General features: G+C 41.5%; 24 protein-coding genes. 5 read left to right on the top strand and 19 right to left on the bottom strand.

Annotated features, from left to right (window positions below; translation table 11 throughout):
- Positions 1-99: 99 nt before the first annotated feature.
- On the bottom strand, positions 100-1,083 hold the full coding sequence (locus RMX89_RS22230) for a sucrase ferredoxin (protein ID WP_322690468.1): 984 nt from the start codon (positions 1,081-1,083) through the stop codon (positions 100-102).
- A gap of 1,066 nt (positions 1,084-2,149) precedes the next feature.
- On the opposite strand from RMX89_RS22230, the gene RMX89_RS22225 reads away from it, so the two are divergent.
- Positions 2,150-2,902, top strand: a complete 753-nt coding sequence (locus RMX89_RS22225; RefSeq protein ID WP_322690485.1) for a Mut7-C RNAse domain-containing protein — start codon at positions 2,150-2,152, stop codon at positions 2,900-2,902.
- Between the two features lie 4 nt (positions 2,903-2,906).
- Here RMX89_RS22225 and RMX89_RS22220 read toward each other — a convergent pair whose 3' ends face one another.
- Positions 2,907-3,125: a hypothetical protein gene (locus RMX89_RS22220; protein WP_322690467.1), complete on the bottom strand. Its 219-nt coding sequence runs from the start codon at positions 3,123-3,125 to the stop codon at positions 2,907-2,909.
- 98 nt (positions 3,126-3,223) lie between these two features.
- On the opposite strand from RMX89_RS22220, the gene RMX89_RS22215 reads away from it, so the two are divergent.
- Together RMX89_RS22215 and RMX89_RS22210 are read left to right on the top strand one after the other, a co-directional pair.
- The gene (locus RMX89_RS22215; RefSeq protein ID WP_322690466.1) at positions 3,224-4,198 is read left to right on the top strand and encodes an ROK family protein; all 975 of its coding nucleotides are present in this window, start codon (positions 3,224-3,226) and stop codon (positions 4,196-4,198) included.
- Entirely contained in the window at positions 4,199-4,861 is a 663-nt protein-coding gene (locus tag RMX89_RS22210) for an HAD family hydrolase (protein WP_322690465.1), read from the top strand.
- Positions 4,862-4,938: 77 nt separating this feature from the next.
- Here RMX89_RS22210 and RMX89_RS22205 read toward each other — a convergent pair whose 3' ends face one another.
- The 11 genes from RMX89_RS22205 to RMX89_RS22155 form a co-directional block, all read right to left on the bottom strand.
- Positions 4,939-5,526 carry a Uma2 family endonuclease gene (locus tag RMX89_RS22205; RefSeq protein WP_322690464.1) on the bottom strand — a complete coding sequence of 196 codons (588 nt, stop codon included), beginning with the start codon at positions 5,524-5,526 and terminating at the stop codon, positions 4,939-4,941.
- 51 nt (positions 5,527-5,577) lie between these two features.
- A complete protein-coding gene (proB, locus tag RMX89_RS22200; RefSeq protein WP_322682813.1) occupies positions 5,578-6,687 on the bottom strand; it encodes a glutamate 5-kinase in 1,110 nt (369 codons plus the stop codon).
- Positions 6,688-6,944: 257 nt separating this feature from the next.
- Complete coding sequence (locus tag RMX89_RS22195; RefSeq protein ID WP_322675426.1) at positions 6,945-7,484, bottom strand: YqeG family HAD IIIA-type phosphatase; 540 nt, start codon at positions 7,482-7,484, stop codon at positions 6,945-6,947.
- A 53-nt stretch (positions 7,485-7,537) separates the two neighbouring features.
- Entirely contained in the window at positions 7,538-8,164 is a 627-nt protein-coding gene (locus RMX89_RS22190) for a hypothetical protein (RefSeq protein WP_322690463.1), read from the bottom strand.
- Positions 8,165-8,396: 232 nt separating this feature from the next.
- A complete protein-coding gene (locus RMX89_RS22185; protein ID WP_322675428.1) occupies positions 8,397-8,969 on the bottom strand; it encodes a DUF3727 domain-containing protein in 573 nt (190 codons plus the stop codon).
- Positions 8,970-9,112: 143 nt separating this feature from the next.
- Positions 9,113-9,610: a Holliday junction resolvase RuvX gene (ruvX, locus tag RMX89_RS22180; protein ID WP_322682819.1), complete on the bottom strand. Its 498-nt coding sequence runs from the start codon at positions 9,608-9,610 to the stop codon at positions 9,113-9,115.
- A complete protein-coding gene (locus tag RMX89_RS22175; protein ID WP_322675430.1) occupies positions 9,591-10,847 on the bottom strand; it encodes a GNAT family N-acetyltransferase in 1,257 nt (418 codons plus the stop codon). The genes ruvX and RMX89_RS22175 overlap by 20 nt, the downstream gene beginning before the upstream one ends.
- A gap of 208 nt (positions 10,848-11,055) precedes the next feature.
- Positions 11,056-11,262 (bottom strand): hypothetical protein, encoded by a 207-nt coding sequence (locus RMX89_RS22170; RefSeq protein WP_322690484.1) that lies wholly within the window; start codon positions 11,260-11,262, stop codon positions 11,056-11,058.
- A gap of 124 nt (positions 11,263-11,386) precedes the next feature.
- Positions 11,387-11,878, bottom strand: a complete 492-nt coding sequence (locus tag RMX89_RS22165; protein WP_322682820.1) for a hypothetical protein — start codon at positions 11,876-11,878, stop codon at positions 11,387-11,389.
- A gap of 161 nt (positions 11,879-12,039) precedes the next feature.
- Positions 12,040-14,178: a pentapeptide repeat-containing protein gene (locus RMX89_RS22160; RefSeq protein WP_322690462.1), complete on the bottom strand. Its 2,139-nt coding sequence runs from the start codon at positions 14,176-14,178 to the stop codon at positions 12,040-12,042.
- Between the two features lie 291 nt (positions 14,179-14,469).
- Positions 14,470-14,808 carry a hypothetical protein gene (locus tag RMX89_RS22155; RefSeq protein WP_322690461.1) on the bottom strand — a complete coding sequence of 113 codons (339 nt, stop codon included), beginning with the start codon at positions 14,806-14,808 and terminating at the stop codon, positions 14,470-14,472.
- Between the two features lie 298 nt (positions 14,809-15,106).
- Here RMX89_RS22155 and RMX89_RS22150 point away from each other — a divergent pair, with 298 nt between their 5' ends.
- The gene (locus RMX89_RS22150; protein ID WP_322690460.1) at positions 15,107-15,538 is read left to right on the top strand and encodes a hypothetical protein; all 432 of its coding nucleotides are present in this window, start codon (positions 15,107-15,109) and stop codon (positions 15,536-15,538) included.
- Positions 15,539-15,573: 35 nt separating this feature from the next.
- Here the strand turns inward: RMX89_RS22150 and RMX89_RS22145 are convergent, their stop codons facing one another.
- From RMX89_RS22145 to petB, 6 genes are all read right to left on the bottom strand, one after another.
- Complete coding sequence (locus RMX89_RS22145; RefSeq protein WP_322675435.1) at positions 15,574-15,945, bottom strand: hypothetical protein; 372 nt, start codon at positions 15,943-15,945, stop codon at positions 15,574-15,576.
- A gap of 70 nt (positions 15,946-16,015) precedes the next feature.
- On the bottom strand, positions 16,016-17,197 hold the full coding sequence (locus tag RMX89_RS22140; protein WP_322690459.1) for a glycosyltransferase family 4 protein: 1,182 nt from the start codon (positions 17,195-17,197) through the stop codon (positions 16,016-16,018).
- Between the two features lie 9 nt (positions 17,198-17,206).
- Positions 17,207-18,196 (bottom strand): GDP-mannose 4,6-dehydratase, encoded by a 990-nt coding sequence (locus tag RMX89_RS22135; protein ID WP_322690458.1) that lies wholly within the window; start codon positions 18,194-18,196, stop codon positions 17,207-17,209.
- A 518-nt stretch (positions 18,197-18,714) separates the two neighbouring features.
- Positions 18,715-19,158: an ATP-binding protein gene (locus tag RMX89_RS22130; RefSeq protein ID WP_292739730.1), complete on the bottom strand. Its 444-nt coding sequence runs from the start codon at positions 19,156-19,158 to the stop codon at positions 18,715-18,717.
- A gap of 628 nt (positions 19,159-19,786) precedes the next feature.
- Complete coding sequence (gene petD, locus RMX89_RS22125) at positions 19,787-20,269, bottom strand: cytochrome b6-f complex subunit IV (protein WP_181930359.1); 483 nt, start codon at positions 20,267-20,269, stop codon at positions 19,787-19,789.
- A gap of 254 nt (positions 20,270-20,523) precedes the next feature.
- Entirely contained in the window at positions 20,524-21,171 is a 648-nt protein-coding gene (gene petB, locus RMX89_RS22120) for a cytochrome b6 (protein WP_322675438.1), read from the bottom strand.
- A 407-nt stretch (positions 21,172-21,578) separates the two neighbouring features.
- On the opposite strand from petB, the gene ctpA reads away from it, so the two are divergent.
- Positions 21,579-22,823, top strand: coding sequence for a carboxyl-terminal processing protease CtpA (gene ctpA, locus RMX89_RS22115; RefSeq protein ID WP_322690457.1), 1,245 nt, complete (start codon positions 21,579-21,581; stop codon positions 22,821-22,823).
- Positions 22,824-22,848: the final 25 nt, after the last annotated feature.

Here is a 22,848-nt window from a genome sequence, read left to right as displayed (position 1 = left end):
ATTTGTATAGCGAATTAATTTGTAGCAAACTAAATTTAGTAATACTCTGCGTTACTCTGCGCTTCTCTTAGCGTTCCTCTGCGTTTAAAAACTCTCTCTTTACTTCTGCGTACTATAACTCATTACCTTACTAGAGGTAATCCAAAAACTACCAACAGCATATTTAGTAACTACTGACTCTCGTGTCGCATTGCATGAGCTTTTCAGTTGTTGAGTCTTCGTTTCATCTTTTACAAGTTTAGCCTGATAAGTATAGAGAGAACCACAAGGTTGTTCAAAACTAATTTCAGCTAAGATAGTATTATTGTCTAAACTTTGCTCTAAAATTTTGCCTGCAACTTTGTAATTAAACCAATCCCATCCTTTATAGAGAATTAACTCTCTTTCCAAAACCTGAAGTGCAGCAGGCAAAATTCCCCAGCCTCGATAGACTTGATGTAAGCATTGAATATCACCAGTACGAGTCAAAATCGATCTAAATGAATCTCGATCGAGACGACCGTAGTATCTTCCTTCTGGCAAGTCTATAACTGTTGGTGCAAACCGATGTCCACCAAAGTGCGATGATTTCCAAATTCGCACATTATCTAAGCACAAATCAGCTTTACTCGCTGTTATTTGGAAGTAAAAAGGAGCGCCATATCTCGCACAACACTTATCATGGCTGCCGTGAGTACAAACTAAAATATCTCTAGTTGTACTAGTTTCTACTTCCAAATTAGAATCGATACCCCATATCCATTTTTGGACAACTCCTGCTACTTGCTCAATATTTGCTAGCTGAAACTCCTGTTTATGGTATCCATTACTTAGCCCCTCTTCTTTTTGATAAATCAAAAGCGTAGTGTGATTTACCTTGTGTGATAAATCATTAGCAATTAGAAGAAATCTAATTGGCAGTTTTGCACGCTTCACTTCTTCTACCAAAATCCTCAAATTCTGAGGCACCCACTTGGAGTTAAAGGCTTCTGATGTCCAAGGTAAAGGACACTCAACTAAAATATAAGTTTGATAATTGGTGGCACTACCAATAACATCTTCTCCTACTTGCCGCGAATCATCAGAACAAAAAAAAGTGTTCATCTCGTTGTACTCATTAGCATATTTTTTGGACAAAAGGTATTACAAAATACAATTGTGTTCTTAGATACAATATCCTTGATTCAAGGAGATAAAAAAGAACAATATTCATTTCCGAGTTAAAACTAGGTAGCCACTTTATAACATCATTATCAATTGAGGTCTTCCCAGTTAATAAATTCTCCACAATAAAGATAAACAGTGTCAAGAGATATTTTTCCGTATGACTGGCGTTAATTTTGTATCTAGTTTTATTGTTATTTGGTATTTTATAATTTTTCACTTGCTGAAACTCGGCTTTTCTGAACTTACTTTCTTTGGTAAAATCAAATATATTAAACCTTGTACATAGGCAAAAAGCTACTTGGAGAATTACCAAGGATTAACTTGCTGATAATATCAATGTAGCTAATACTACAATCAAAAATATTGCTAGTAGTAAGATATTTTTCTAAAGTTTTGGTGAAATTATTTTCATAGCTAGTTACAAATCCTGTTTTTACATATAAAAATATAATTCTTTGTGTTTTCTGAAAAATGTATTTCTAAAGATAGATGTGGAATAGCTAGATATAGATTATTAAAGTTATTCCTACTATCTACTTTTAATATATCTATCCATTCCAGAATATTGCAAATAATTCTCAATTAGATTAGAAAAATAAAAACACTGAAACTAGGGGTAAATGCTTTAGTGCCCTATACTTCATGCGTTACAAGTTAATGTTAAAACTTAATGACTAATCACTAGCCGCGTTACTGACATCAACATTAACAAACCTGTTATTTACCCTTTTATCTAATCTAACTTCCTGAAGCGTATGTCAGGGTTTGATTATATGCATCTGCTTTGACTGTAACTGAACTCAATAATAAATGCAAGTATTTGAGAATCTTTATAATTCCACGATCGTTTGCTGCCTCTAGAAGGTTGACTAAATCAAGGGAAATGGGCATTTTATAGTGGAGATAGCTCACTTGAGGAAGTATTGATTCTTTCAATACAATAGATAAAGTTTTGCAATTGTGACAAATTGTTGCCAGTAGGGTAATCCGAATATCTGTGGCTATGGCGATCGCATATTTCTACTTTCATGCAGAATTGAATCATTTTTTACCACGGCATCACAAACAGGTGAGAATCTCTCATGTGTTTGAGGAAAAAGCCTCTATTAAAGACATGATTGAGTCGTTGGGTGTCCCTCATCCAGAGGTGGATTCTATAAATGTTAATGGTGAATATGTAAATTTTTCTTACATAGTTTCTGATGGAGACATTATCAATGTTTATCCAATTTCAGCTAGGAATGTTATTATACCAAGTATTTCTGTTTTGCCAGAACCGCTCAGTACTATTTGTTTTGTTGTAGATATTCATTTAGGCAAGCTTGCTACATCTCTACGACTTTTAGGCTTTGATACTTTGTACCGCAATGACTACGAGGATGAGAAATTAGCCGAAATATCCTCCAGTCAAGGGCGCATTCTCTTGACTCGTGATAAAGGACTATTAATGCGTAGTCTGGTAACGCATGGGTATTATGTTAGAAATACTAACCCTCAACAACAAATCATAGAAGTACTGCAACGCTTCGACTTATTTAAATTAATTGCACCATTTAAACGGTGTTTGCGTTGCAATGGATTATTAGAGTCTGTAGATAAGCAATCCATTATTGAACAATTGCCAGAAAAGGTGCGATCGCAGATCGATCAATTCCAGCGTTGCCAAGACTGCGATCGCATTTATTGGAAAGGTTCACATTATGAACGATTACAACAGTTTATTGATGGAGTACTCAACTCACAAAGAAATGAGTAACTATTTATCCAGCTGAAATATTCCCACTGATTATTTGACTACCCCCGATTCTGGGATCTTCATCTTCGCGATTCAAATCATCAGGAGTGGGATTTTGCTTACTCTGTCCGCTAACTTCTTCTGGTTCAATGGGATCTGCCTCTTGAGTATTAACATCAAGAGAGCTAGGAGGTTCTTTGGCCTGAGAGAAATCGATAATTGGATCGGGTTGATCGGAAGTCATAATTTACTAAATTAGTATGCCATTTTCTTTAGTGTTGAATTTATTTTGCTTGCAAACATCTTTCTTGAGAAAGAAACTACTTATAGGTATAAAAAACTATGACATTAATTTTAGCTCTCGATTTTGGCGGAACTAAGCTGGCAGCAGCAACAGTCAATATCGGTTCGAGAAAGTGGTTGCGTTATGAACGTTGTCTCTCGCCAGTAGGTGCAGATGCTAGCACTGACTTGGAAATTATGCGATCGCTCATTTACTCTCTGCTGCAAGACACAAAACCTGCTGCGATCGGTATTAGCTTTGGCGGCCCGGTTGATGCTTCCATAGGGATGGTGCGACTATCTCATCATGTGGCTGGATGGGAAAATATTCCTCTCAAAGCCTTGTTGGAAGAAGAGTTTGGCGTTCCTGTTGGTGTAGATAATGATGCCAATATTGCTGCTTTGGGCGAACACCGCTTTGGCGCTGGTCAAGGATACGATAGCCTATTTTACATTACGGTTAGCACTGGGGTGGGTGGCGGTTGGATACTCAATGGCCAGCCTTGGCGGGGTGCTGGTGGGATGGCTGGCGAAATTGGACATATCGTTGTCGATCCGGCTGGGCCAGTTTGTTTGTGTGGGAAGCGGGGATGTGTCGAACGTTTGGCTTCGGGGCCTTATATGGCGCAAAATGCTAAGGAAATTTTGGAAAAAGAACCGCAGAGGCGCAAAGGACTTAGAGATGGAGAGATTTTGAGGGGTTTGGTGGGGGATAATTTAACGTTGTTGACGGGACAGTTGGTAAGTGAGGCGGCAGCGGCTGGTGATGATTTGGCGAAGGAAGTTTTACACAAGGCTGCTTGGGCGTTGGGTGTGGGTATTGGCAATGTGGCGAACTTGATGAATCCGCAGCGCTTTGTGTTGGGAGGCGGTGTGACAAAGGCGGGGGAGGATTTTTGGCGGGTGGTGCGTCAGGTGGCGCGGGAGACGGCTTTGCCGGAAGTGGATTTTGAAATTGTGCCGGCGGTGCTGGGGGATGATGCGCCTTTATGGGGCGGAGTGGCGATCGCTTCTATGACAATCCCGAATTTGTAAATGGGCGAGACGTGGAGCGAAATGCAAACAGAATTAGTTATTTTTGATTGTGATGGAGTGTTGGTAGACAGCGAAGGATTAGGTAATCGTGTTCTTGTGAAATTTGTCGCTGAATTTGGACTTGCAATGAAACTTGAAGAAGCTATTTTGTTATTTAAGGGTTGCAAAATGGCTGATTGTGTTGCTGTAATTGAGCATAGACTTGGAAAAAAGCTGCCGCAAGATTTTGTAACTCAGCTTCGTACCCGTACTGCTGAGACATTCGAGCGTGAACTACGTCCTGTAGAAGGAATAAAAGCAGCTTTAGACAAGATTAATCTACCTATTTGCGTTGCTTCCAGTGGCCCACCGGAAAAAATTAAGTTAGCTTTGCGTGTAACTAACCTACTGCCTCGATTTGAAGGACGTATCTTTAGCTCATATCAAATTGAAAGCTGGAAACCAGCACCTGACTTGTTCTTATATGCGGCTAAAAAGATGGGAATTCAAGCTGCATCTTGCACTGTTGTAGAAGATAGCGTTTTGGGTGTACGTGCGGGTGTTGCCGCCGGAATGAGAGTTTTAGGTTACACCGAGCAAAGTGAAGCTAATCTACTTGAGGCATCTGGAGCGCGTGTTTTTTATTCTATGCACCAACTGCCTTCTTTGTTGTCACACCATTAAACTTAATAATTATGAGTCTAATGTAAAAATTAACATTCTGAGCTATATAAAATATTTTCTCTCATTTAAACCTGCTATTACTGTTGAATGCCTTGACGAAACTCTCTAATAGCTTCCAAGGGAGACGATAACAAAAGACAACGATTGAGCAAGGATAAATCTAATTCTGCTAAAAACTTACTTTTAACAACTTTCTCATATTCTTGCTCTCGTAAGTAGTAAACTTCAATTGTGCCATCTTCCCAAAACCAAACTTCCGGGACTTGCATTAATTTGTACTTCTGCAACTTTATGGGACTACCGCTAGTAATCACTACTTCAATGCACAAGTCTGGTACAGGTTTGTCCGTTCCAAAGCAATAAGACAAATCTGCTTGATATTCTACTATCTCAGGAATAATCTGACTAAAACTACCATTAGGAAAAAATTCAATGCCTTTGACTTCAAAATAAGTAATCACCAGTGCAGCAATTAAACACTTAATCGCCTCATGAGGTTTACCAATAGTCACTATTTCTAAGACTCCATCACAATAAAATAAGCGCACCCCTGGTAAATTTTCAAAGCTAGCTTGAATTGCTTTAAACTGTTCCCAACTTAACCCATGTCGAAAGAAGCGTTGTTCTTCTGGTAAGTTAACAGCATTTTCTAACGTTTGAGTCATAATATTTTTACTCTCTCAGTTAGTAGTTACAAAATTTATCTAATTCCCATTTTAAGTCAAAACCAAATTATCCCGATGAATCACGGTTTCTGCACCGGCATATCCTAAAATTGTAGAAATTTCTCGTGAATGACGCCCACAAATCTTTTGCAGTTCATTGCTGTTGTAATTTACAAGTCCTCTGGCAATTTCGTTACCGTTCGTGTCACACAATTGCACCGCATCTTGCGTGTCAAACTCTCCTTCTACTAACTTAATTCCAGCTGCTAATAACGATTTTCCTGCTAGAGAAATTGCCGCGATCGCACCTTCATCTAAATACAATTTCCCCGCAGGTACAAGTCCGTAAGCTATCCAACGTTTACGCGCCGAAGTTGGTTCCGGTTGCGGTTCAAAATGCGTCCCAATCAATTCGCCTTGGATAATTTTTTCGATATTCCGGGGAAATCGCCCTTGGGTAATTACGGTACGCACTCCCGCTGCGATCGCAATTCTTGCAGCCGAAATTTTTGTCACCATCCCACCAGTACCCCACCGAGAACCTTGGGAACCTGTTTGTATTTGTAATTGAGTTAATTCCTTAATGCTACTCACTAAAGCGATCGGCCGCGCATCTGGCACAGAACGGGGATCGGCTGAGTACAACCGATCGACATCGGTGAGCAAAAATAGCCAATCTGCTTCTACTAAGCTGGCAACCAATGCCGAAAGGGTGTCATTATCACCAAATTTTAGTTCGTCTATTGCTACGGTATCATTTTCATTGACTATCGGGATCGCTCCCAGTCCTAATAGTTCCTGAAAAGTATTGTAGGCGTTGAGATAGCGGCTGCGCTGCACCAAGTCACTGCGAGTCAGTAATACTTGAGCGATCGGCTGTTGTAAAGTATTAAATAAATCATCGTATACCCGAATTAACCTACCTTGTCCAACTGCTGCTACAGCTTGTTTGAGTGCGATCGCCTTAGGACGTTCAGTTAAACCCAACCGCGCACAACCCACGCCGACAGCGCCAGAAGAAACCAAAATCACCCGATGTCCTTGGCGTTTTAAATCGCAGAGTGTTTCCGCCAATGTAGCGATGGTAGAAAGTGCTAATTGTCCCGTTTCTGGTTGAGTTAGGCTGGAAGTACCGATTTTGACAACAATTGTTAGTGGCATCTAAAAAGTGAGGAGTTAGGAGTTAGGAGTTAGGAGTTGAATTTAATTCATAACTCATAACTTCTAACTCCTAACTCAATTTGTAAAGCGCCAATCCCTCTATAGTGAAGGTTGACGCTTTACGGAAGTATATTTACTTAGTATGAGTTAGGGTCTTTTTTGGCTGACCCCATGTTATTAATACTTATGATCCCCGATTTTTTGGTTCCAGTAAGATTCCTTAATTATTTCTTTAGATTTACTTTCCTGACGATTTTTCAACTTTTGTGAATCTTCTTTTTCTTGGGTGTAATAGAGGCTCCCAAAATTTCAGATATCCAAACTTCAAAGTTGCGGACGGGATGAGAACGCAGAGCTGCGTCGGCATGAACAATCGGTTCCACTAAAATGGTAAACATTCCCAGACGATTACCTGCTAAAACATCGGTAAACAAGCGATCGCCTACCATTCCCACTTGATGCACTGGTAGATCCATTCCCCTCAGTGCGGCTCTAATTTTGCGTCGGGAAGGCTTGGCTGCACCTAAGTAGTAAGGTAAATTGAGCGATCGCGCAATTCCACCAATTCGCGCTTCACTCAGGTTGTTACTCACCAAGCACAGTGCAGTACAGGTACGGATTTGCTCCACCCACTCTTGTAGTTCTGGGGAAGCTATCCCGACTGTAAAGGGTACTAAAGTTTCATCTACATCCAATACCAGCCCTTTAAGCCCGTATTTTTGGATAATATCTGGTGTTAGGTTTAACACTGAACCCTCTAAAATCAAATCAGGCTGTAAAAGATTGTTCCAGAACATAGTCAACAGTCAAATGTAGATAGCTAAGACAAATGAGCATAACCCAATATAGTTTAGTTAGTCGAACTCCATCCTGGAATCTCTCCCTGAACATTTTGAGATAAAATCCCTAAAATCTTATCTATTTCTTTGATGTAATAATTACTCAAATCAATAAATATATCGTTTTCTTCTAACTTCAAAAACTTCCAAATATCGCCTGTTGTTACCGCACCATAAATTTTTCTGATTTCATTTCCTTCTTGTTGATTAAACAATTGGGCTGCCAACATTGCGGCTGCACATTGACCTAATCCACCTTTAATATTTTCGTTTTTGGCTTCAATAATAACCACCACTGGCACATTAATTGTTAGCTGCTCTTTAGAACGACTGATGATAAAGCCACAGTATCCATTCAGACCTTTTTCTGCATCTACATTAAAATCTGTTCCCGAAAATAAGCTAATTGGATAACTCGCTCTGCGTCTTATCTCCAACAATATTGGAGTGATAATCATTTCTGAACGAGCTTTTTCAGTATTAATTGCTAAAGCCAGTTCTGTAGTTTCTTCTAAAGAATTTTTGAGTTTCTCACTTGCTTGTAAAGGTTCTATGTCAGCACATAAATCAGTTTCTTCATCAATGCGGATGCTGAATGACTTTTTAAATTTACTTAATGTAAAATCGCTATAAGCCATTTTCAGCACCTTATACTAATTTGGTATTTTAGATAATGGAATTAAAAAATCCCTACCAAAATGCTTTTTTGAGGATCTTAAACAATACTAATTTTCCCAATTTAGTGTCAATGTTTCATTGCTTCTAACATTTAGTGGGACATACTAAAAGATTTAAGTAAATTGTGATTTCAATGAAAAATTACCAATTAAAAAATTCAAAATGAAAATATTACATTTTGAATTTTTAATCTTATTCAACTTCATTAAAAAGATGTTCTTCTAACAGAGGTTGCACTTTCCGAAACTCCTCTGGAGAAAGTAATTCCGGCTCGCCTGTTTTTGTTATCCGTGCAAAAAACAACAGAGGGTCTAGGGGTGTATAAATTGCATACTCCTGATCTTCCTCATAAAAGCTAGCGAGTAGCTGTAATTGCTCAGGCTCTAAATCGGCCTCTTCGTCTTCGATTTCTAGGGTGAAGAGTTCTGATTCTTCCACTGGCGGTAAATCACCTGCAACAGTCAAAGCATAAGCTGTATTCTTCAGTACCAAGTTCTGCTCAGATAGTACAGCTTGGGCGTTAGCAAAAATTTGCTCAATGATGGTGTCATCTTCTACCAGAACCGCTTCTTCTTCCTCACCGTCACCTTCCCAAGAAAAAATTTCTACAGGTGAGTCTACAGGAAGGAGCAAAACGTATTCTTGTCCATCTACCTCTAGGGAATGCTCTATATAACAGTCGAGCGATCGCCCTTTATCATCGGTTAAAGTGATGGAACCCGCATGAGCGTTATCATTTTCTTCAGGAAATGGAGAGGAATACATAGCCGAAATGTAGAAATTTAATAAATACCAGCAAGTTTGAAAATCGCTTAACTATAGTTAATGACATATTATGTCAAACAAATAGCTTTATACGTAGATACAACTGCTGGCTAATCGTTTTTAGAATATCATGTTAAAAGGTATCAATATTCAATAGCCGCAACTGAGCTAGGAGAGTTAGCACGTTTAACATCCAGCCATTGTTGCAAAATCAAAGCCGCTGCCTTGCGGTCAATCAAACCTTTATTGCGTGATGGAGAGCGGTTTTCAGCTATCAGCAGTTGCTCTGCTTGAAATGAAGTTAATCGCTCATCCATATATTCCACAGGCAAGTTTAGTGCTTTAGCAAGTCTTTTAGTAAATTTCTGAACTTGACGAGCCTGAAATCCTAGTGAGCCATCCATTGAATAAGGTAAGCCCATAACTAGAACTTGCACCTCACGTTCATTAACGATTTGTCGGATTTGCTCGACATCTTGCTCAAAAGATGTGCGCTCAATTGTAGTGATACCCGTGGCAATTAAACCCGTGCGATCGCATCCAGCCACACCAATCCGCTTGCGACCAAAATCTAGTCCCAAGGCGGAAATAAACGGTTTTGGTTGCTCTTGGAATATCACACTACTTCTCCTGCTGTCCATCTGCTGATTCAGTAATCGGCGATGTTTCTATGCTAGGATTTTTTACCGGAAAGTTAATCGGTTCTGGCTTGATTGGCAGTGGTTTATCTGAGGATGGCAGCTTCCCTGGTTGTATCCATGACATCCCACCTGGTATAGGTTTACGAGTTGGTTGTAAACCTTGCAGCATATCAGTCCATTGGATTCCTTCTAAGGAGACGAATTTCGACTCTCGTAGCTTGTGCCACACAGAGCGAGACATCACTAATGTATGTTCTATGCGTTTTGCTCCAATTCGCTCCAAATATTCTTCTCGCTCTGCCTGATAGTCTGAAGAGGCTAGTTGTAACCCTTGCTGGGGAAAATCTTGGGCAATACGAGCCAGTTGAGATAGTAATTCTGGATAAAGCCAGGTGTAAGCAGGATGAACTGTCAGCGTTGCAGCATGGGGAACTTCACCCTTGCGATCGAGTTGCACCTGAAAATAGCCGATCGCAGCTTTGCGTTGCGGTTCAAATACGTAACCACTGACTACTTCTGTTTTAGTCAGCCATTGCTTTACTGCATCAGTTAAAGCGCCAAACAAACTGGTTTTAAAGTCGCGGGTATTGCGGTCAAAAACCTGACGTACCAGAGGTGGCATCGATGCCGTATCTAGTTGATATAGCAACTGGGCATCAGCATTACTTATAGGCAAGAGGTTGGGCAAGTCTGGCTCTGCTTGTGCCAATTCAGCCAGTAATTCTGGCCCAATTTCCCAGTACGTCATTTCTGCTAGACGCTGGAATCCATTTTGTCGATATAATGCCAGCGCCTCTATGTCATTGATATTAACTTCCAGTAACCAAGTCCGAGCTTCCAGAATCGATTCAAAGCAATGACGCAAAAGTTGCGAACCAATTCCTTGTTTATCGACACCACGCTCTAGCAACACTCGATCGATCCGCCAAGTGCTACGTGTGCGGTTAAAGGGTGACACTTGAATCATTCCTAAAAGTATCCGCCCTTGCTCTGCGACAAAAGCACAAAGGCGATACTGTAGCGGGTTAGGAAACCAACTTAAAAATTTGAGTAATCCATACCAGCGACGCAGCCTTTGCATCTGGCTGATGGCAAAACCTGCTCCCTTCGGAGTAAGGGCTGCGAATGACTCTTGAGTTATGCGCTCAATTCCGTCCAGATCCCGATATTGGACTGGTCGGATAATAACGCTGAGGTTTCTGGGAAGTAATGAAGTCATTTTTATTCGAGCCGCCATTTAGCCTTAACTAACTGCTCTTCAAAGGAAGGAACTGCTGCAATAATCTTAACTAGTTTCTGCTCTCTACTATTGTGCCAAAAGGGTGATTTTAGTAACTTAATACTTAAAAAGCAGAAAAAGCAGACCTTGTGAGAACACCATTGGCATTGACCCAACAACATCTGCCCTTATTTTATTTGAATTTTGATTAAAATTTGTATATATTTTATAACCCTTGCCGAGAAACTAGCTTTTCAAAGTTGGCTTGGGTTTGATGGAGTAATTGGTGGCGACTATCTACTAGTGTTTGCTTCAGGGTTGGAACAAGATTACGAGCTTGCAGAGTCATGTGAAGTTGCAGGTTAGCAACATATTCACTGAAATCTTGATTCATTTCATCTGCGCCCGCATCCGTTAATAAATTTGATTCCATTGCCACTGTGTTCTCCTGTGTTAATCCTGTGCTGTCTCTCTTCATGACCAAAAACTATCACGTTGTTTGGACTAACTTGTTAATTTGCAATGAAGTTTAACGCTTCTTAGGGATAGGGTGTCCCTTAAAATCTTAAACCAACACCACCTTGTACAGAGATAGCTGTACCACTGCTATCTCGGTAGGCATCAAAAGCAATAATGGCATTGCCAAAAAGGACAGTATTGCTATTTGGGATCATATAATCAATACCCGGTTGTAAGGCAAAACTTATTTTGTCGCCCACGGGAGAAGAATCACCACCACCAGCTAAAACTAATCCCGCACCCAGGTAGGCATCAGCTTGCCAGTTGAGGGGGATATCGTAAGAAACCGTTGGTACAACAGCCGTATTATTACCAATTAACACTTGAGCGCGGAGTGAAATTGGTGCTTCCAAAAGCTTGTAGCGCCCCGCTATCACCCCCCCAAGTTGGATACCATCGGTAAAACCAACAGTGGGGCCGATACCAATATAACTGCCATAAGCTACTTGAGCTTGTGCTGGTTTCGTACTCGCCAGACTCAAGACCAAACCAGCCCCCAAAACTGAAACCAAAGATGGAATATATTTCATAACCAACTCCTCACACCAATTAGTCATTAGTCATTGGGCATGGGGCGTTAGGAGTGCTGAGTTAAGAGTTAAGAGTTAGGAGTTTTGTTTATCTCCTTGTACCTTTGTCTCCTTGTCTCCTCATCCTCCCCTGCTCCCTGCCCCCTGCTCCCTCTCTCATTCTACGGGCAACGGGGATGAATCCCTCCTTGAGTACAAATGTATGCTAATTGCTTGGCATCTAAATTTTTGGCTTGAGAAAAATCAACCCCTTGGACTACGGCAGATACTGAGCCTAAATCTGGGGTTTGGACAAATTGATCTGCTGGATCTTGTTTGCTAGGAGCGAGAATTGCTCCTTTAAAATCTGCTCCAGCAACATTTGCCCCTCGTAAATCTGCAAGACTCAGGTCAGCATTTTGCAAGTTAACGTTTTCCATTTGGGCAGAACGTAAAACAGCACCAGTTAAACGAGTAGCGCTGAAGTTAGCATTGCTGAGATTAGCACGATCCAAATAAGCTCCTGATAAATCTGCCCCTTGCCAATCAGTGTTAATTAAGTTGGCAAAAGATAATTGCGTGCCGATCGCAGTGGCGCGACCTAAACGCGCTGCATACAGATTGGCTTCGTTCAATTTGGCATCGCCTAAATCAGCCCCAGTCAAGCTAGCTTTTTCTAAAACTGCGTTTCGCAGATCGGCTCCTACTAGTTGGGTGCTGTTGAGTTTAGCATCATATAAACGCGCGTTGGATAAGTTGGCTCTGTTAAGAGTGGCACGACTCAAATCGATGCGGTTCATCAAGACGCGACTGAGGTTAGCATCAGTGAGATTAGCTTGCTGCAACTGAGCTTGGCTTAAATCAGCCATTACATCGTCGTAGGTATCCCAGCGTCCATCTTCACCCACACCCCGGAAGCGGCTACCCTTAAAGCTAGCTTGGTTAAGATTTGCAGATTTAAACCTAACTCCTGATAAATCAAGATTGTCCAGTACCAAGTTGAAGAAGGAACTTCCAGAAGTACCGCTTTGACCTAATTGGGTTCTACTAAGGTCAACACCGTCGAGTTTTTTACCGCTATAAACAGAGAGAATCTTGTTGATTGTTCGTTGGTTTCTTTGTAACCGACCTTGGCGTAATTCCCGCTCTTTGGTTGCAGTGCTACCTACAGATTCCAGTTCGCTCACCAAAAACTGATTCTTATTTTTAAGTTCTGGGATGGCTTGAGGCCCGACAGTTGTCAAAGCTTGTTGAATTGTATCCAGAAGGCTGGGGTCAGTTTCGCTAACTAATAAATCCGCCAGAAATTTAATCGATTGTGGGTCATTAAGACCACCCATAGCCAGAATTGCACTTTGGCGTTGCTCATTAGTCGCCCCAGAGTTGGGAGTCAATTGTTTGACAAGTTCGAGGAATTGTTGGCTGTTGATTTGCTTGGTTGCTCGCTGGGATTGTTGAATTTGGATATAAACTTGAGTGCCGATTAAAGTTGCCAACACAGCAGTCATACTCGTCAGCCCTACCCCGAACAAAGTCAGATTGGGATTTTGCTGTATTCGCCGCCACAAATTAGGTGACTGGCTGGTTCGCTCTGCCGCTAATTCTTCTCCCTCTTGCCATTCTGCTTCTTCATTACCGTCAGCAGACTGAGCTTGTCTGTTGCTAGCTAAGATTGCATCGATTGTATAAGTACCTGCGAGTCGATCGTGGAGTGCGCGACGCCCTTGACGTGACGGTAAGCCAATCCCTTCACCCACAATCATTAATAAAGACAAAAATGTGAATAATCCTAAATTGGGAAAAGCAAAGCTGTAGCGCCACAGTAGATAGGCAATGGAAATGGGTACTGTCCAACGTCCAACTCCTTCTCTGATCGCAACTGCCCCTAATCCGGGCGGCTTCCCTTGCTCGTTGACAACCCGCACTTTTAACCAACGTTTAGGAATTGTGCTACCAGTCTTAGCTAATAAATACAATTGCCACCAAGAGAGAGTTACAGGCGCTAACAAGGCGATTGTCCACAAAATATTAGTCGGCCATGCAACGTTACGGATGCCATAGCTCACAGGTAGAGCTAAAGGTCTGGCGATCGCTCTTTCTGTGACTACCAGCACGGGGTTAAGCGGCACTCGGTTCAGATCGCTTCTAGAATTGGCATAGACACCAATGCCGAAGGGAATCAACCCACTAGTCACCACTAGTGTGATTTCGGCCGCCCAAGCAGCAAAACGCCTACTTGCTAGCAGTAGCGAATTGGCTCTTTCCGATTTTTTTGACTGACCAGATTGATTACTAGTTCTTCTGACAATTGGTGAGGTCATCGTATAATTTCCTTTGATATTATTTCTACGCCGCGATCGGCACAATTAAAATAGACTAAGCTCGTCAGCAAAAAGAAAAGCATATTGAAATAGGATTTAGGAGTTATGCAGCAGAATTTTGGAGTCTGAATGGGCTGCCCTAACAGAAATCAAATAGGCTTTATACCTAGTTTTGACACTTAGCTTGTGTACTTCAACTTCCTGGAAATCCTCTGTAAGTCAGAAGCCGTTTTTATTTCGGCTCCTGACTTTCATAACTTTGGGCAGAGTGCAAAGTAAATGCATATCAACTTATTGCTTACGTTGAAAGCTACCAGACACAAAAATTTTGTATCCAACATACACTAACACTGCCAAAAGTGCCAGACTGATTACAGATGCAACTAGTTTAAACACTGCTTGCAGTATCGCCAAGCCTACTAGCACCGTCACACCCGAAACTATCAGCTTTTTCACACCAGATAAGCTGTTGAACCAAATCTGAAATCGCTCCAGTTGCAAGTTGAAGCTGGCAAAAACAGACTGAGGCGTTTGTTTTTGTTCTTGTGAAACCACCCCAGGCGGGGAATTAATCTCTGCGTCTAGCTGATTGAGACGACGCTGTAAGTCTTCTTCTGGTTGACGATTCATCAATTTTTCCTAACTCATTAGCATACTTATTCAACAATAGACTAACCAAATTCTATTTTTGGTGGTTGTCTTTGTGATTTTAGCTAATGTCTGTGGATGCAAGACCTTTCAGACATCAATTGTAGAGACGTTGCAATGCAACCTCTCTACATACACCTATCAAATCTTCACAAATAATCCTGAACTAACTAGTATTACTTTATACGGCAGCTTTTGGAACCAAGAGGAATTGCTCTCGTCTATATAGATCGGACTGTATAACAATATTGCTCTAAAAAAATCTGGAGCATTAATTAAAATGAAGACTCTGAGGCTACTTGCAATTATTCCCACAGCTTTGGCGATGAGTTTGGCTTTCACTGAGGCTAATTTGGCACAGACACCGACAATTCAAATTGGTCGAAATTTCCAACCAGATCCAGTGGTTTTGAAGGGAAAGTCTGGGGGAGCTGTCAAAAGTAATTGTGGCAATATTACCACTGAACCTAGTCAAGTTATCCAAGTTACAGAGTCACTACCTTATTTACGATTAACAGTAGAGAGTCAAGGAAAGCCAACACTCCTGATCGACGGGCCTGGAGGGCGCTTTTGTGTATTAGCAGATAGTTACTCTGGAAGTAAGTCAGAACTTTCTGGTTATTGGCAGGCAGGAAAATACTCGCTGTATGTGGGCGAACTATCCCAGCAACAGTATACTTACAACCTCTCAATCTCACAAAAAAATAAATAGTCATTAGTCATTAGCAAAGGACAAATGACTAATGACTATTCTTCCAGTGATTTAGCGGGAACTTCGACAGCAGTGACATCAATTGTGCCTTCTGGTGTGAAGCGCTGAAAATGACTATTTTGCACTAACAGTAATTCCTTACAGTTAGGACATTGCAACTGACTGTTATTTAAGCCTGTAAATTCATATCCACAAACGGGACATTGATCGGCAACCAAGTTGCGTTGCAGCCACCAACGAAAGCCAAAAAAAGCCACAATAGGTGTTAACAACAGCAACCCGAAAATAATTAGCAATGAATTAACTAACCAACCCAAGCCCACTGATGCCAGCAACCAAACAACTGCCAGCAGGGTGAGCCAAGGGCGGAGATTTAAAAGATTCAATTGAAATGACTTAAAGCTCATTTTTAATAAATTTCGTCCTGCTCTCCTTCTAGGATAGCGATTTTAGTCATTGGTCATTTGTCATTTGGACTCAAATGGACTTTATTACTGAGGATAGCAGCATTTTGTGTAAGTGCTGTTGAAAGGCATTTAAGCCAAACAGAGCGATCGCCTGTTCTCTTAGCCACTCTCGATCGCATCGCTGGTCATTCCCTTGAAGCATTTCTATACAAGCTGCTGCTACAGCATCAGGATTGCGGTGTGGGACTCGCCATCCCAGTTTACCATCTTGCAAGGGGTCAGCGGAACCATCATCGTCACCAGATAACACCGGCACTCCACAAGCCATTGCTTCTAGATAAACTATGCCAAAGCCTTCTTGCGAAGGCATAATATAGGCGTCAGCAAGGCGATAATGTTCCATTAATTCTTCTGTGGCAACGAAACCAGCAAACACAACGCGATCGCTCACACCTAAATCTTTTGCTAGCTGCGCCAATCGTGGTTGGTCATCGCCGCGACCTATTACCAAATATTTCACTTCTGGGAAAACTTCAGCGATTTGTGGTAATGCCCGAATGGTGACATCTACACCTTTGTAAATATCTCCTGACCATAACCGCGCTACTGTCATTAACACTTTCGCGCCACTTAAGCCATACTTCTGGATTAATTCTGGTTGTTTGGAGCCAGGAGTAAATTTATCCGCATCAATTGCACAAGGCATCATCTGTACCATGTTTGGGTTTAGACTATTGGCAACACAAGCGCGATCGCGGCTGTAGCGACTAATTGTCCAAATTCTCTCTGCTGATATCAGGGCACGACGTTCCTGATTTTTCAACGGTTCCCAGACTTCTTTGCCGTAAGTTAGCACGGTGTAAGGAATCCCCAAAGGCTGGCAAAGTGTTTGGATTAATACTGCTAAGTTAATGTGACCGCAGAAAACCTGCTGCGGACGGCTCTGCAACAGACATTTCAGTAAAGCTGCTGCCATTTGCAATCTCCCCAAATAGGGAGACTGATTTTTAAAGTAATGAAATTTTAAGTTTTCGTCTTCAAACGGATTTAAGCTATCAGCACTATCTCGCAGCAAAAATACTTCTGCTTTGTAGTCTTGACCCAATGCCAAATAGGCGCGAAAAATATCTTTTATATAGGATTGAATACCACCTTCATGAGCAAAAATTTCTAAAAACACGAAGATATGGTTAGTTTGTTTATTAACTTTATTACCTAAATTCAGGTTTTTTGTCACTGTAGTGATTTGCATTTAGATTATTTACACTTGCGATAAGGGCGCGATTGCACCGCTTTGTAATCGCTCCAAATCTGTTTTTACCATTTTTTCTAAAAGTTCCTCAAAGCTTACTTGGGGTTCCCAACCGAGGTTTTTTTTAGCCTTGCTGGGGTTAGCTACTAGTTGAAAATGCTCATCTTGTCGTAACAAGCTAGTATTTAAAACTACATACTGCTTCCAATTCAAGCCGACTGACTCAAAGGCTGTGGCAACTAAATCTCTCACACTGTGTAGTTTACCAGTGCCAATCACATATTCTTCTGGCTCATCAATTTGCAACATTCGCCACATGGCCTCTACATAATCACCTGCAAAGCCCCAATCACGTTTGGCATCCAGATTACCCATTTCTAAGGTGTCAGTTAAACCCAATTTAATTGATGCAGCCCCTAAAGAAACTTTGCGTGTGACAAACCCAGGTGCGCGTAGAGGAGACTCGTGATTATATAAAATTCCGCTACAGGCAAATAGTCCATAGCGCTGTCTATGATGCACCATCGTCCAGTGGGCGTGCATTTTAGCCGCAGCATAAGGATTTTTGGGACGAAAAGCGGTTTCTTCATCTTGAGGCGAGAGGAATACATCGCCAAACATTTCTGAACTGCTGGCTTGATAAAATCTGGTAGACAAACCAACTTTTCGTACTGCTTCCAAGAGCCTAGTAGCTGTACCAGTTATTAAATCCAAAGTTCCCAATGGGTCGTTCCAGGAGTCGGGTACAAAACTGGGAGCCGCCAAATTGTAAATCTCTTGGGGACGCAGTTGTTCAACTGCGGTCAACAGTGCCGTATTATCCCTCAAGTCAACTGTAAAAATTTTTACTTGATTTGCCAGTATTCCCAGTTTTTTCAAATTAGGTTGTCGATCTGGGGGCACTAATCCGACAACTCGATAACCTCGATTGAGGAGCAAATGGCTGAGATAGTAGCCATCTTGACCAGTAATTCCGGTAATTAAGGCTGTCTTAGTCATATTTTGTCTTTTATTCTGTCTATCTCTTTAAGCACGAAATGGCACTTGTTGGAGAACAAACATCAAGACTCTCAACACTGCTGACAAATCTTAACAAGGCAGCTAGTGTAGCTCGAATGCTATTTTTACTAGATTCACTAGTTCTTTTTATACAAAAACTTTACTTAAAACTTTACAAAAAAATCATAATAATGATAAGCAATTTCATGAAAAAAATATATTTCTCCAATTTAAATAATATTGAAAAAAGAGTATACTTTTATCAATCAAATAACCATGTATTTTAGCAAAAACCGCTTCTATTTGAAAGTGTATAGCTCAACTTTTGGCAAACCCTTAATTAGCTTGGTAACGGCTATATGAGAAGTTTTATTTGTTTGAATCCTAAGTACAAGAGAATATTTTAGAGAAGAAAAGCCATCGTTTTCTGTCGATACTTCTTCTTTAAGTTACACTCCCCTCACAAGCCAAAATTGACATCAGAATTATTCTTTCCTTTAGCCTTGACTATTTCAGTGTTACTTTTGTGCTTCTACAGAGTATTTGACAATGAGCAGGCAATTTCTACCATCCGCACCACGTTCGTATACAACCCGATCGGCCAACCGCCTCAGAAGAAACCATCCATACCCACCTACTTGCAGAGTACCTGGGGCTGGCTCTGCGATCGCATCAGGATTGAAAGGTTTTCCATAATCCCAAATTCTAATCTCTAGTCGGTCAATCCACAGATAAACGTTAATTTCAATGATTGTTTCTGGGGGTAAAGCATGATGAGCGTGACGAACAGCGTTGGTAAAGCCTTCTGCTAATGCTAAATTAAGGCGATCGAGTTGGGTTTTTGACCAGCCAAGTTGAGACAAGTGTTGCAGACAAAATTGCTCAAACCATTCTTGCACCTGGTTTAAGAGCCTGAGTTCGCTCTTAACCGTCAGATGGTCTTGCTGCACTATACTAAGCATTAACTGTGAGTTGAATATAAGTAAACCCAAGTTGCTAGTTATTAAATTCTGCGCTGTTCGCAAAATTTCTCTGACATAAAAAAATCTAAATTGACATATTCTATGTACCAAAATACAAAACATGAATGATTTTGGCATTCTGAGGGTTGTAACTAGCAACTTACGTTAAGTAAGAAATGTTTGTATTTGTTGACTTTTGATGATTTGCGATTTTGGAATAGGTTTTCTATCCAAAACTGCAAATCCCAGAAGCAATCTGAACTATTGAAGAAGAATTCAGAAGGAAATCAGTGAGGGATACACTGCGGGATTTGGCTACAGATCCAACAATATCTTGTTGACCACTAAAAAAAGCATATTTAGTGGGGAACTTAAACCCATTTATGCAGAGACTATCTATAAGACGCTATGCATAACTTGCTTTCCCGTAAGATACACGGACTCGCTTTGGTGGCGTTATCCGCTTTTTAGTTCACAATTTAATTCTGTTAGCGGTAGCAGGGCGTTTAGCCCATTCTAGCTTCTGAATTCTTTCCCGTTAAAATTGACGCCTGTTGATTGCTTTCAAAAGCACATCTGCATCTGCTCTTGAAACTCACAGGCGTCAAAGCACTTTGTGGTGACTAATTTAGAATAGTCCCAAGGTCAAAGATTTATCCAATGGCAAAGCAGCACCAATACCTAGCCACACGGTGACAAGAGTACCAACAAGGAATACTGTGGTTGCAACTGGACGGCGGAAGGGGTTTTGGAACTTATTCACGTTCTCAATAAAGGGAACGAGGATTAGCCCTACTGGTACGGAACCCATTGCTAACACTCCTAAAAGTTTGTTAGGAAGCGATCGCAAAATTTGGAATACTGGATACAAGTACCACTCTGGCAAAATTTCCAATGGTGTGGCGAAAGGATTTGCTGGTTCACCTGTCATTGCGGGATCTAGCACGGCTAGAGCCACAATCGCAGCGAAGGAACCCATGATCACAATTGGAAAGACGTAAAGTAAGTCATTAGGCCAAGCGGGTTCACCATAGTAGTTGTGACCCATGCCTTTAGCGAGTTTGGCTCTTAACTGAGGATCGCTCAGGTCAGGTTTTTTTTGTGTTGACATTTTTAAATGTGCTCTCCTGCTTAAGTTAAATTAAAGCATTTGTGAAAGCTATCAGCTACTAGGCAACCAAAAGGCGGAAAACAGCGTTTCTATATCTACAGTCATCCGCCTGAAGTTGTCTATAGCTTGAGGCTTCAGATACAAGTATTTGTTTTTTGGAACTTATGTGCAATTAATTTCTTGTGTTTCATAAGTTTAAAACAAACAACTCGATCTGAAAACTAACAAATGTTGCCTTTCGCTAATAGCTGAGATTACAAAGGCCCGGAAATACCTTGCTTGCGGATCATCAAGAAGTGAAACAGCATGAATACTGCAATCAACCAAGGCAGTACAAATGTGTGTGCGCTGTAGTAACGAGTTAGTGTTGCTTGACCAACACTGGAACCGCCGCGCAGCAGGTCGGAAATCAGAACTCCAACCACGGGAATTGCTTCTGGTACGCCGCTAACGATTTTCACAGCCCAGTAGCCAACTTGATCCCAAGGTAGAGAATAGCCGGTAACTCCGAAGGAAACGGTGATCACAGCTAGGATTACACCGCTTACCCAGGTCAATTCGCGAGGCTTTTTGAAACCACCAGTGAGATAAACCCGGAAGACGTGCAAAATCATCATCAACACCATCATGCTGGCAGACCAGCGATGGATGGAGCGAATTAGCCAACCGAAGTTTACATCAGTCATGATGTACTGCACTGAGGAGAAAGCTTCAGTAACTGTTGGCCTGTAGTAGAACGTCATGGCAAATCCAGTAGCAAACTGGATGAGAAAACAAACCAGGGTAATTCCACCCAGGCAGTAAAAGATATTGACGTGGGGAGGGACGTACTTGCTAGTAACGTCTTCGGCGAGTGCCTGAATTTCCAGGCGTTCCTCAAACCAGTCGTAAACGTTGGCCATACAATCTCAAGTTCCTAAAAGTCGGTTGCGGTTGATAAATCCCGAAGTTCTGAATCGGCAGAAGCCTTCGCTCAGACTTCTCTCCCAATTAACAATTTTGGGATTTTAATAAAGGGGAGTTTTTTTCTTTGCTTTTGGGCTTTGAGTGTGCTAAGAGACTTCAGAAACTTTACACTTTGTAAAGATGGAATATATTGCGATCTCTTTACGCCCCTACACACAAAATGGTGGACACAAAGTAGATTTTATCCTTTGGTGAGTGGATACGATGCATCAGTTGACTGAACAACTTGATGAGAAAAATGCACCACTTCTATAAAAAAAGTAACATAATCGAGAGATAGATTTCATCAACAACAGAGGAAGTGGGCATTATCTAGGCAATTTGGGTTGAGGTGGAATTGATAATGGGGTTCATGAATAAACAAGTCTTTCGGGTTGGATTTTCATTGTTAATGGCGGTTTGCTTGGCGTTGGGTACCCTCACTCAGCCATCGCTGGCTTTGACTGGAGAACAAAAGCTGGTTTCGGAAGTTTGGCGAATTGTTAATCATACTTATCTAGATGAGACATTTAATCATCAAAACTGGGCGGCTGTGCGGCAAAAGGTTCTGGAAAAACCACTGCCAGACTCAAATGCCAGTTATGAGGCAATTGGGAAGATGCTCAAGAGCCTCGACGATCCTTTTACCCGCTTTTTAGATCCAGAACAGTACCGCAGCTTGCAGGTCAATACTTCTGGGGAACTGACTGGGGTAGGATTGCAAATTGCCTTGAATTCTGAGAATGGAAAGTTAGAAGTAGTGGCTCCTATCGCCGGTTCACCGGCAGATAAAGCGGGGATTCGACCACGCGATCGCATTCTCAAAATTGAAGGTGTTTCCACAGAAAATCTCACCCTTGATGAAGCTGCTACCAGAATGCGCGGGCCCAGTGGCAGCCTTGTGACTCTCGTAATCGAACGGGACGGAGAGGCAGAAACGGAAATTAGACTGACACGCGATCGCATTGCCCTTAACCCTGTGGTTTCAGATTTGCGTGTTTCTGCTGAGGGTACACCCATTGGCTACCTACGTCTTACACAATTTAATGCCAACGCTTCAACGGAATTGGCACACGCTATTTCTAGTCTAGAAAAAAAAGGCGCTGCTGCCTACATTCTAGATTTACGAAATAATCCTGGGGGATTATTGCAATCAGGAATTGAAATTGCCCGTCTCTGGTTAGATTCTGGCACTATTGTTTACACTGTTAATCGGCAAGGTATTCAAGGTAGTTTTGAAGCCTTTGGGCCAGCTTTGACGAAAGATCCTCTGGTGATTTTGGTAAATCAAGGAACTGCCAGTGCCAGTGAGATTCTTGCTGGCGCACTCCAAGATAACGGTCGTGCCCAGTTGGTAGGCGAAACTACCTTTGGCAAGGGATTAATTCAATCCTTGTTTGAATTATCAGATGGTTCGGGTTTAGCAGTCACAATTGCTAAGTATGAAACTCCTGAACACCGGGATATTAACAAACTAGGTATTAAGCCAGATAAAGTTATTTCTCAACCAGCCATTAACCGCGAACAGATTGGTACTGAAGCGGATTTGCAATATCAAGCCGCTGTGGAACTTTTGAAGAAAAACTCGGTGGTAGCGGGGAAAGCTTGAAGAAGGGTACAAGGAGACAAATCAG

It is taken from the genome of Nostoc sp. DedSLP04 (assembly GCF_034530775.1).
Classification (GTDB): Bacteria; Cyanobacteriota; Cyanobacteriia; order Cyanobacteriales; family Nostocaceae; genus Nostoc.
Note: the sequence above shows the minus strand (reverse complement) of the source record. Positions and strands in the feature narration are given on the sequence as shown.